At 65.5% G+C, this 11,253-nt stretch carries 9 protein-coding genes; 2 read left to right on the forward strand and 7 right to left on the reverse strand.

The window, feature by feature from the left end:
* Together selD and VN634_01715 are read left to right on the forward strand one after the other, a co-directional pair.
* The coding region (gene selD, locus VN634_01710) for a selenide, water dikinase SelD (GenBank protein HXC49576.1) at positions 1–832 on the forward strand (832 nt) is incomplete at its 5' end.
* 201 nt (positions 833–1,033) lie between these two features.
* Complete coding sequence (locus tag VN634_01715) at positions 1,034–2,056, forward strand: peptidylprolyl isomerase (GenBank protein ID HXC49577.1); 1,023 nt, start codon at positions 1,034–1,036, stop codon at positions 2,054–2,056.
* 111 nt (positions 2,057–2,167) lie between these two features.
* Here the strand turns inward: VN634_01715 and VN634_01720 are convergent, their stop codons facing one another.
* From VN634_01720 to VN634_01750, 7 genes are all read right to left on the reverse strand, one after another.
* Entirely contained in the window at positions 2,168–4,993 is a 2,826-nt protein-coding gene (locus VN634_01720) for a S41 family peptidase (GenBank protein HXC49578.1), read from the reverse strand.
* Positions 4,994–5,085: 92 nt separating this feature from the next.
* Positions 5,086–5,322 carry a LuxR C-terminal-related transcriptional regulator gene (locus VN634_01725; GenBank protein HXC49579.1) on the reverse strand — a complete coding sequence of 79 codons (237 nt, stop codon included), beginning with the start codon at positions 5,320–5,322 and terminating at the stop codon, positions 5,086–5,088.
* Between the two features lie 396 nt (positions 5,323–5,718).
* Entirely contained in the window at positions 5,719–6,918 is a 1,200-nt protein-coding gene (locus tag VN634_01730) for a vitamin K epoxide reductase family protein (GenBank protein ID HXC49580.1), read from the reverse strand.
* A 142-nt stretch (positions 6,919–7,060) separates the two neighbouring features.
* Positions 7,061–8,944: a tetratricopeptide repeat protein gene (locus VN634_01735; GenBank protein ID HXC49581.1), complete on the reverse strand. Its 1,884-nt coding sequence runs from the start codon at positions 8,942–8,944 to the stop codon at positions 7,061–7,063.
* Between the two features lie 5 nt (positions 8,945–8,949).
* The gene (locus VN634_01740) at positions 8,950–10,170 is read right to left on the reverse strand and encodes a hypothetical protein (protein ID HXC49582.1); all 1,221 of its coding nucleotides are present in this window, start codon (positions 10,168–10,170) and stop codon (positions 8,950–8,952) included.
* Positions 10,167–10,682, reverse strand: a complete 516-nt coding sequence (locus tag VN634_01745) for a hypothetical protein (protein HXC49583.1) — start codon at positions 10,680–10,682, stop codon at positions 10,167–10,169. The genes VN634_01740 and VN634_01745 overlap by 4 nt, the downstream gene beginning before the upstream one ends.
* 156 nt (positions 10,683–10,838) lie before the next feature.
* Positions 10,839–11,253, reverse strand: a 415-nt coding sequence (locus VN634_01750) for a hypothetical protein (protein HXC49584.1), incomplete at its 5' end; no start/stop codon positions are given.

Raw genomic sequence — 11,253 nt, forward strand, 5'->3', positions numbered from 1 at the left:
CCCTTTCCAGTTCGGTCAGATCGCGGCGGCCAACGCTCTCAGCGACGTGTATGCGATGGGCGGAAAGCCGCTCGTGGCTCTCGCCATCGTCGGCTTTCCGACGAAGAAGCTGCCGCTCGAAGTGCTCGTCCGCATTCTCGAAGGTGCCGCCGAGCGCGCCGACGCCGCCGGCGCAGTGATCATCGGCGGACATTCGCTGGTGGACGACGAGCTCAAATTCGGGCTCGCCGTCACAGGTACGGTGCGACCGAAAAAAGTGATCCGCAACGGCGGTGCACGTGCGGGCGACTTCCTCGTGCTCACCAAACCGCTCGGGACGGGAATCGTCTGCACCGGCATCAAGAAGCGCGTCGCAAAAGCCGAGGAGGAAGCCTTCGCAATCGCATCGATGGTCGCGCTGAACGACGTCGCCGGCCGGCTGCTGTCGCGATTCGATGCCCATGCCTGCACTGACGTCACCGGCTATGCGCTGGCGGGCCATGCGACCGAGATGGCAGAAGCTTCGGGCGCAGTTCGCATCGAGATCGACTCGGCGCAGCTTCCGCTTCTGCCGGGAACCGCGCGGCTCGCAGAAGACGGCTACCTCACCGGCGGTGCCGGCCGCAATCGCGAATGGCTCGGCTCGCGCCTCGCGATCGGCAAGGACGTCTCTCCTGCGCTTGTCGAGGCTGTGCTCGATCCGCAGACGTCCGGCGGCCTGCTGGTCAGTCTGTCGCCTCGCAAGGCGGAGGCCTACGAGCTCGCGTTGCACGAGCGCGGACTGAGGCCGGCCATCATCGGTCGAGTGGTGGCGCGACCGGGCAAATCCCGGGCGGTGGTGGCGATCACCTGACGCTCCGGTGCGCATCGAGATCCGCGGTGCCCGGTCCTCCGCATTGCGGCGACGATGCGATCCGCTGCTCCGGGCGCGACCGCTGGCGCCGGGGACGCCGCCGGCAGGCCAACGTGGAAACCGCGCGCGGATCGCTGCATGATCCCGCGACCATGACCGGCGGGCCGACGCCCGGGGTCACACTCGCAAGGGAGTCCCAAGATGTTTAAGCAAGCTCGATTTCGGATGCGCCCCTGGTGCACCGCGCGCACGACCAGCGTGCTCTCGACGATCGGAATCCTCGCTGCAGCCTGCCTTGCGGGCTGTCAGGAGGGGCCTCGCCAGGCGAGCGCACCCGCGCCTGCGGCCGAGACCAAGTCCTCCGCTGCGGTTGCCAAGCCGGCGTCCAGCACGGCTTCGGGACCGGTGATCGCAACCTACGACGGCAAGAGCTTTACGCTCGGCGACTACCGGGAAGCGATCTCGTCGCTCAACTCGCGGGCGCGCAAAAGCCTCGACGAGAGCACCGACCGGCGCAAGCAGTTCGTCGAGAACCACATCATCTCCAAGCTGATCTACGACGATGGCCTTCATCGCGGCCTCGATAAGGATCCCGAGATCCAGAAACGGCTCGACGAGCTCAAGGAGCACCTGATCGTCCAGCGCGTGATGGAGGAACAGCAGAATGCGACCGTGACCGACGAGCAGGTCAAGGCGTACTACGACGCGCATCCCCAGGAGTTCTCGACCGAGAAGGTCAAGGCCAGCCACATCCTCGTCGACAACGAAGCGCTCGCGAACGAGATCGAGGCCAAGCTCAAGGCCGACAAGACGCAGTTTGCCGCGCTCGCGGCGCAGTATTCGAAGGACCTTTCCAACGCCAAGCGCGGCGGCGATCTCGGAATGTTCGGGCGCGGCAGGATGGTCAAGGAGTTCGAAGACGCCGCGTTTGCACTGAAGGCCGACGGAGACATCTCGCCGCCCGTCCAGACGCGATTCGGCTGGCACATCATCATGCGGACGGGGCGCGAGGAAGGCAGCGTGCAGCCGTTCGACCAGGTGAAGAGCCAGATCAAGGTGAAGCTGGTCAGCGAGGGCCGGCGCGAAAAGACGACCGGCTTCATCGACCAGCTCAAGAAGAAGTCGGATCTGAAGATCGATGAAAAGGCGCTCGCCGAGGCAACTTCCGGTGACACCGGCGCGGCTTCCGACGACGACAGCAAGGACATGCCGTCGGGCCACTGATCCAATGGATAGTGCTGGATAGCGTTTGCCGGCGTTCGCCGGCGCGCTGGAGATGGCGCAAGACAGGGCGGCAGGTCAGGCTTCTTCCGGGAAGCCGGACCTGCGGTTCCCCTAAAGGGATCCCGAGTACAGCTCCTTCAGCCCTTCATCGTCGACGGCGTCGACGCGCAGCCGGCGCACGTCATCGCTCGGCTTCCACGGCAGGCGAATCTGCGTCGAGGTCCGGTTCGGGCCGGATGGCTCGATGTACGCGACCGTATCGTCGTCGATGCGGGCGCGGACCTGCGTAAGGCCATGGTCGTCAGTCGCCGAAATCAGCACTTCGTACTGGTTGTCACCGACTTCCTCGAAGCCTTCGATCGTGATCCTCGGCGGCTCGTTCCAGTCCGACCCTCCGCCGCCGACCGCTGCATGGTTTGCGTCAGGCCGGATCGCGCCGCTGACGCCGTCGTGGCCGAGTTCGTCATGCGTGTTCTCGACGGTCGCGTCGCCGCCGCTTGCGCCGGGTAGGGCGCGCACGGCGTTCCCATGGCCAGCCTGCACGCTGTTCTCGGGCAGCTTGCCGTCGGCCGTGACTGCACCGACGACCGGTGAGATGTCCAGCGGAGTCTTGCGCTCGAGATAAAGACCGTGGCGCGCTTCGCTCACGTAGATCGTGGCGTCGGGGATCTTGTCGAACGAGCCGAGAAGCCTCGCCTTGAGCGGAAACGAAACTTTCGCGCCGGCTGCGATCGAATCGGTATCGCCGGTCCCTTCGATGATCTCGAACTGCTCTTCGGACGGATGCTTGAGCCGCACGACGATCTTGTCGGTAGGCCCCGCGCCGCGATTCTCGACGTCGAGCACGATGTCGAGCCGCGTCGGATCGTCCGCGGCCGCGGTGATGCGCGTCTGAAGCGCCAGATGCGGACGCGGCGCTTCCGTGATCGCGACGCGAACCGGCGCGACCTTGAGAAGCTCACCTTCGTCGTCGAACAGAGTGGCATCGACGCGGACTCGCCCGGTGCGCGAGGTGCCGGACGGCTTGAGCTTCATGCGCCATCCGCGCGTGCCGCCGGGCTCGATGCGACCGAATGCGACCGGCTTGCCGTCGAACGCCGACGACGACGAATCGAGGATCCCGCGCACGCGGTAAAACGGCGCGCCCGAATTGTTGACCAGCCGCACATCGACTTCGCTTTCTTCGCCTGCGCGCAGGGGCGTTACCGGAACGACCTGCAGCTCAAAGCGGCGGTCTGCCTGCGGGCGCGGGCCGTCGGTCCAGTCGAGGCCGTGCGCGTACATGAACTCGGCCAGATCGGCGTCGGATGTCTCGACGGTCTGCTCGAGGAAGTCGCGCGAATCCTCGAGCATCTGTTTCGCCGACCGGCTTCCGTGATTGCGAAGGATGGCTGCGGCGATCTCGACCATCTTGTCGGGCTTGTCCGCGTCGGGCTTTTCTTCCTCGGGCTCGGCATCCGGGTCGTCGTTCAGCGACGGGTCGTCTTCGGGGAACTCTTCGGCGAACGTGAGGCGGTACGCTGCCGGGGTCGCCTCGACCTTCGACCATTTCGGCGTGCGCAGCCAGAACGGCATCTCCGACTGGTGAATCGGCGACGGTATCGCAAGACGGCCTTTGCCGACACGGTAGTTGAGCACCTCGATGTCCGGCACCAGTCCGCCGCCCGGAATCGGCTGGCCGTTCGGCAGGAAGTTGCCGACCGTCATCTTCATCGTGCTGGTTTCGTGCAGCGGAAACGTTTTCTGGATGCAGCCTTTGCCGAATGTGTGCTCGCCGAGCAGCAGCGCGCGGTCGTTGTTGCGAAGGCTGGCGGCAAGAAGCTCCGATCCGGACGCCGTCATCGGCGATGTCAGGAAGATCACCGGCAGGTCCGGCGACGGCGCATTGCCGCTCGCGACAATTTTTTCCGTGAGGCCCCGTGCGGGCTGGCCGTCGCGGCCGGCGGTCGTGATCAGCAGGCCGTCTTTCAGGAACAGGTCTCCGATCGATGCCGAGCCGTTCATGCTGCCGCCCGAGTTGCGGCGAAGGTCGATGATGACGCCGCGCAGGTTCTTGTCGTCAACGGCCTTCTGCAGATGCTGGCGGAAATCGTCCGGCGTCGTCTGGCTGAACTGGGTGATCTCGGTGTAGAGGATGTCCGCATTCAGGATCTTCGATTTCACCGACGGAATCATCACGATCCCGCGCGTGACGATCACGCTGCGCGGCTCGCTTTCGCCTTTGCGGCGGATGAGCAGCGTGACGGTCGTTCCCTCTTCGCCGCGAATGCGTTCGACGGCGTCGGTCGCAAGGATGTTCTTGGTCGACAGGTCGTCGATGCGCAGAATCTCGTCGTCGTTGCGGAGGTCCGCGCGTGCAGCCGGTGAGTCCGGATAAACCTCGATCAGCGTGAGCTGGTTCTTGCGCGCGCCGATGCGGGCGCCGATGCCGGCGAGCTTTCCCTGGTACTGGATGTTGTGCTCGTTCTGGTGCTTTTCGTCGAAAACGACCGAGTACGGGTCGAGCCCGGCAAGAACGCCACCGAGAAGATACGAATCCATGGCGGGCATCTGCGGAGGAAGGTGCGTCGAGCAACCCTCGAGAAAGCGGCCGACGTCGGTCAGCGGGGCTTCGAGCGAGCGCACCGTTGCATCGGCCGGCACTTCGACCTGAAGCTCGCAATCGGGCGTCGTGTACAGCCATGAGCGATCCGACAGTTTGCGAACCGTGACGTCGTTGACGTCTCGCGAGAACACCTTGCCGGCTTCATCGAAGAGGTGGGCAGGGTTGAGCTCGGTGTCGAACAGGTAGTTGCGCTCGAGGAGCGAGAGTCCGGGGCTGAGGGCCGGGTAGACGGCGGGGCGGCCGGCGGCCTGGACGCTGGTGGCCACAGCGAGCGCTGCGGCGGCAAGCGAAACGAGAGTGGACTGGAAGCTGATACGGGGTCGCTGGGTCAAGGCTGCTTTCCGTCTGGGCTCCGGTCGCGCCGAAGGATCGGCGCGACCGGCGAACAAACTACCGCGACCGAAGCCGCGACCCAAGTCGTCTTTTAGAGCCAGCCCTGTTTGACGAGCAGAACAGCGGCCTGCGTACGATTGGCCACTCCGATCTTGCGGAAAATGCGCTTCAGCTCGGACTTGATCGTCTCGCGGGAGACGGTCAGCTTGGTCGCAATTTCCGAGTTGGTCAGTCCGTCGCACACCAGGCGAAGAACCTCTTTTTCGCGGAGCGTCAGATTCGGACGAGGGCGTTCCGGATCGAACTTGTACGTGCCTTCGGTTGTCATTGGACGCATCGGCGACCGGACCGTGGACTGCGATACCGTCGACGGCGGCACGGAGCCGCTGCGTACACCATTGTCGTAAAGGGAAGTTGTTTCAGGTTTCACGGGGACCTCCAATTCGCGATAGATCTTCCGTGTTGGGATCCGTCGCGGGCGGACCCTGTCTGGCAATTCGCGTGCCACCGCCGAAATCCGTGGTTTTGCGACCCGATCGCGCAACTTACCGTCAGGGAAGCACTTCTGCCTTCGATGAGGATCTCACGCCGTCCGCGGGATCTGAGACACTATTGCAATCGTGCAACACCTTGTGGAGATGCGACTGAATGGCCGCACGGAACGATTCAAAAACCCCTGCATTGATGCGCTGATAGCCGAATCAGCGACAACGCGGGAACGCCGCTAGGGCCGCGTTCCCGATGGCGCGGCGTCCCCCCCGCTCGCGATCAGAACGGCCATTTCGTACTTCCGGACCTCATCCAGCACACCCGTAATGCGCCGCCCACCGAGGAAGAGGGTTGGCGTCGACTTGATATCCAGCCTGGCCCCTGCGCGGGCATCGGCGAGGACCGTCGGCAACGTGCGGTGCTCATCGAGGCACCGCTCGAGCGCGTCTTTGTCGAGCCCGATCTTTCCGGCCAGGCGCGGAAGGTTCTCGGCAAAGAGCTGCGTCTGGTTCTTGAACAGGATGTCGATCATCTCGTCGCGCTTGCCCTGCAGCCCCGCGCACTCGGCGGCCTCGGCGGCCCGGCACGCATACGTGTGAACGGACTCGGTGACGATATCGTTGCAGGCCGCATCGAGCGGGAAATGGCGGTGGACGATCTCGATGGCCTGCCCGCGCCGCGCGGCCAGCTCGCGGATCATGTGGTAGCTCCGCAGGCAGTGGGCGCATTCGAGGTCGAAGAAGTCGACGAGGACGACCTTGCCGCTCGATAGCGCCGCGGTCTGGTCCTCGCGCAGCAGCGAAGCCACGTCGACCTTCGGCAGGCCGGTGAACCAGGCATAGAACTCAGGATCGGCCTCTTTCACGTCGGCGGCCGTACGGATGTCGCTCGAAAGGGCAGTCGTCGTGTGCGGCCACGTGAGCAAGCCGAGCACGACCACCGAAGCGACCGAGGCCGCGAAGATCGCCGCCGCCGACGTGATGGTCAGCGGAGCCTCGCCGGCGGCCGACATGCGCCGCCCGGTGAGAGTGAGCACACCGGCGTTCACCGTCGCGACCGTGTAAAGCCCGGCGCAGAGCAGGCACAGCGTCTCCAGGCGGACGGCAGCGATCACGGCCATGTACGCGGAGAATGTCAGCGCACCGATCACGCCCGCGGCGGCGAGGCCGACGAGTGTCCTGCGCGTGCGGTCGTCGCTGGTCCGCGCCGCGCCGGCAAACAGCGAAGCAAGCCCGAGGTAGGCCAGCAGCGCGAGCCACGCGACCGGCAGCCCGCCGATCCTCGAATAGCTGCTCGAAAGGACCTTGTCGCAGCTGATCGACTCGTTGACGGTGCAGAAGCTCGTATAGCCGCTGCCGAGCTTGTCGATCTGGCCGTGGACGTAAAGGATGGTCGCGGCAATCCCGACGCCGCACGCGCACAACAGTACGTGCACGACCAGCAGGCGCGAAATCTTTTGTCGTTCGGATGCGGAAAAGGCGGTCAGACAGGACCCCGGATTGCTCGAAGCCCGGGGACCTTAACGGCGCGTACCCCGGTTTGCAACTTTGCGCCGCGGTTCACTCCATCGCCGTTTGCTACTCGCGACCGAGCTGCCGAAGGCACCCGTTTGCAGCCTGGAACGCCTCGCGTGGCGGATCCGGCGCAGTGGTCGCGCGACGGTAGTCGTCCAGTGCGGCCTCGCATCCTCCGAGGTGATGGCGAGCCACTCCCCGATTGAAGTACGTCGCGCCGGTCGCTTTGCCGCTTGCGACGATCGCGTCATAGACCGGGATCGCCTCCGTATACTGGCCGGCGGCAAGAAGCGCTTCGCCCAGCTCGTTCTCGAGCGTTGGGGTATTCGGCAACTGCCTCACGGCCTCGCGGATCGCATCGAGCCATGCGCTGGTGTGGCCGAGCATTCTCTCCGTCAGGGAGAGATTGCGCCATGCGCGCGACAGCCGCGGATTGGCGGTGACCGCCTGCCGGTATGCTGCGGCGGCGTCGGCGAGCCGTCCGGCATGAGCAAGCATGTTCCCAAGGTTGTATGCCGCGGCCGCGTAGTCCGGCTTGATCGCGAGCGACTTCGCAAAGTGCAGCTTCGCATCGTCGATGCGGCCCGCCGCGCCGTAAGCAGTGGCAAGCTCCATCTGGGCACGGGCACTTTCGGGAACGGTGCGAACGGCGGCCTCGAACACCGTGACGGGCGTCTGCCATTCGCGCGAGCGGTGACGATCGACACCGATCGCCGCCACGATGAGCAGCACACCGATGGCCAGTATCGCACGCGCACGCGGATGCTTCGGAGTGACCCACGGTTCGACGATTGCGGCGAACGCAATCAGAAGGCCGGCGCTCGGCAGATAGAACAGTCGCTCTCCGAGTATCGTTCCGATCGCGAACAGCGTGTTCGACACGATGGCGTACGCGGCGGCGGCCATCAAAAGCCCGGTCGCAACGATGTCGCGGCGCCAGGGGCCGCGCAGTGCCGCTGCCGCAGCCGCGGCAAGAAAAGCAACGGCGACCAGCGTGTCCGGACTCGCCACGAACCCCGGGCCGATTCCGAGCCCGTTGAACGAATAGTCGATGCTGAGCGAAGCCGGCCAGAACGTCAGCGCGATGTAGCGTCCGAAGACCGCGAGCGCGCCGAGCAGCCGCGTTCCGACGGGTAGGACCGACAGTGGATTGTCCAGCAGCGATTGCGGCGCGAGATTCAGCGCAGGCCCCGTCGCACCGTGACGGAGCATCGCGTACACGGCCGCACCGGCGAGTATCGCACCGAACGCTTGCGCGTCACGGACGAGAAGCTGCCGATCGCGCCGGCCGTTCACCTGCCCGAATGTCACCTGGTAGATCAGCGGCATCGAAAGGACGGTGACGGCATTCTCCTTGAACAGCATCGCTACCGCGGTCGTAAGCGATGTGGCGGCAAGCAGAAGCCAGGATCCTCCGCGACGGTAGAGCAGGCACAGGATTGCGATGAGCAGGAACCCGCTCGCCGCGCCGAGCTCGGCGCGGCCTACGATCCAGATGACGGGCTCGCTGTGGATCGGCAGGACGGCAAACAGCGCTGCAGCAAGAAACGATGATTCGCGCGCAAGCCCGAGCATGCGCGCGAGCGCAAACAATAGCGCCGCGCACAGCGCGTTCCACACTAAGTCGACGATGCGGAAATCGGCTGGTTGTGTGCGACCGGCGAGCCTGTTCCACAGGAACGTGAGCGTCGTCGCCGGACGATACAGATCGGAGCGCGCTTCGCCCCACCACGAGAAGTGACGGAGAATCCCGACCGGATCCGGCGGGCCGACGACCCACTCGTTGTCGACGACGGCGTTGAGATCGTCCGAGACGAAGTCGGCATGGAGCGCCGGCTGGAACGCGGTGACTGTCAGCACGAGCGCAGCCAGCAGCGCGGCCGCGAGGTCGAGAAGAGGATGACCGAAGCCGATGCTCTTCGCCGGCTTCTTCCTCTCCGGCTTCAAGGTCGTCAGCGCCCCGTGACGGTCACGGCAACGGCCGGCGGCGGATCGACCGGATCACCACCAGGCGTCGAGGCGTCCATGACCTGCACGAGGAATGAGGCGGGACTCAACGCTTCCTTGGTCTTGAATCCGCAGCGCATCACTGCGGCGGGCGTCGGAATTCCCTGGAGGCTGATGAGGCCGATCTTGGCAGTTCGCTCGCCCGGATAGTTGGCCGCGACGAGCGCGTCGACGAGCGGCACGCAGTCGACCTGGTCGCCGGGACCGATGAAGCACCCGGCCCGGCCGAGATGTGTCACCTCGAGCTGGAGCGCGCCGAGCCGGGGTGCGGAGGACTGGTTTACAGAGATCTCGAGCGTGTAGGCGCGCCAGCTCGATGGGCAGCTGTCGTCATAGCCCGGGTCGCCGTCGTCCCCGGACGGCACGCCTCCGCCGCCGTTGCCGCTGGAAGCGTCATTGGCGGCCGCTGAGCCGCCCATGTCGGCCCCGGGGGCATTGCCGCCAAAGGACGACGTTCCTCCGGCTACGAGCGGCTTGGAAGCCGCAGGAGCAACACGATTCGGGACGTTCGCGCTGGCCGTCGGGCCGGGAGTCCCCAGCGGCCTCGTAACCGCCCCGGTCGGCGCGATTGCGACTGCAGGAGCCGCCGGTGCGCCCGGTACGGCTGCTCCCGGAACCGATGCCGTCGGTGAAGCCGACGGTGCCGTCGCGATGGCTGCAGCAGCCTTGACGGCCGAAGCCTGCGCGGCCTCGATCGCTGCGTCGGAGCGGTCGGCTGAAGACGCGTGGCCGTGCGGGCTCTTCGCGGAAACATCGATGGCCTTGCCGGTCGCGTCCTCCGCGCTGGCCACGCGCACGGTGAGCTTGTCGTGAAGGACCGGCGCGGTTGCTCCTTCGGGAGCATGCATCTGGCACGCGACGAAATCGGCGGGACCGCGCAGGGCACGCGCGCCGCGGGTGTGAATCGTGAGCGTGCCTTTGTGATCGTCTGCAAATTCGCCGTCGACGCCAGGCAGGATGAACGCGCATGCGGGACTGCCGCCCTCGCTCGCGATGCGCGCTTCGGTCCCGGTGTAGTCGACGAGGATCGTCGCCTTGGCGACGTTGCTCACGCTTTGCTCTGGCAGCGACACCACTACGGAGACGAGATCGTGGTTCTCGCTCTGGCAGGCCGAGACGCAGGCCGCGGCTGCCGCAGCCAGGACGATGCTGCGATAACCGCTCATCTCGTGAGCCCTGCGGCCGAAGTCGTCGAGGAGATGACGGATGTCGACGTGACGACTACGGAGATCTCGGACGGATCCGCCGGGTGGTCGTGGTTGTTGATCGCCCCGGTGACCGTGACGTCAAAATCGTCGGCCGTCGGCTGCCGCGATCCCAGGAAGTTGCAGTCGAAGATATCGGAGCCTTCGGTAAGCGGCTTGTCCGAGGCATCGATGGCGATATCGAGCTGCCGATCGTCCTGATTGTCGCTCGCTACGATGGTTTCTCCATTCGAGCTGGCGGTCAGGCTGCATGCGACGGTATCGCCACTGCCGGCGAAATCTCCGCCCTCGTAGCGGACCTCGAGGTTGAGCGACTTCAGCGGCGTCGGCGTGTCGGTGAGACTGAACACGATGTCGAAGGTTTCCGGGTCGCTGTCCGGACCGCACGCAACGGAAGCGGCGACGGCGGCGAGCACAGCGGCAATGATCAGGGATGGTCGGTACTTCGGCATAAAGCCTGGCAGGGTGCGCACAGCAGGCGATCCTAGGGGAAACCCGGACGGCTCGCCAACTTTTGCAGCGAAGCGACGCGGCAATGGCTTTGGACAATCCTGGGACGATCCGAGGCTGTGCGATCGAGAACCGGCGCCATCGTTCTTCGATCGCATCCATCCCCGCCGGTCCGACGTTCACTCGTCCTGGCAGTAATCGTCGCAGCCGTCGCCGTTGACGGTGTTCGCGTCGTCGCAGGTCTCGTCGCAACCGATCTTGCCGTCGCCGCAGCGGCAGACCTGCACGAAGCCTCGGAACTGAACCGCACCGGGCCCGGTGATGCCGCCGACGCGGTTGATCGACGTGCTGGCCGTGGCCGGAACACAGAACAGTGCAACGGACTCGGGCCGCGATGCATCGTTCGCGCAGAAGTCGTCGCTCTCGTTGGTGCAGTCGGCGTTGCTGGTGCACGCCTTGTTCTCGAACGCGCAGTACTTGCCGAGCGGTGACGGCACGCCGGTGCGCGTGATGCGGGTCTCGAAGCACGGACGATTCGAGATCTCGCAGACGCCGCCGTCGTTGTCCTGGCACGTCGTGCTGCCCGCCGCGCAG

The organism is Candidatus Limnocylindrales bacterium (assembly GCA_035571835.1).
Lineage (GTDB): Bacteria > Desulfobacterota > Binatia > UBA1149 > CAITLU01 > DATNBU01.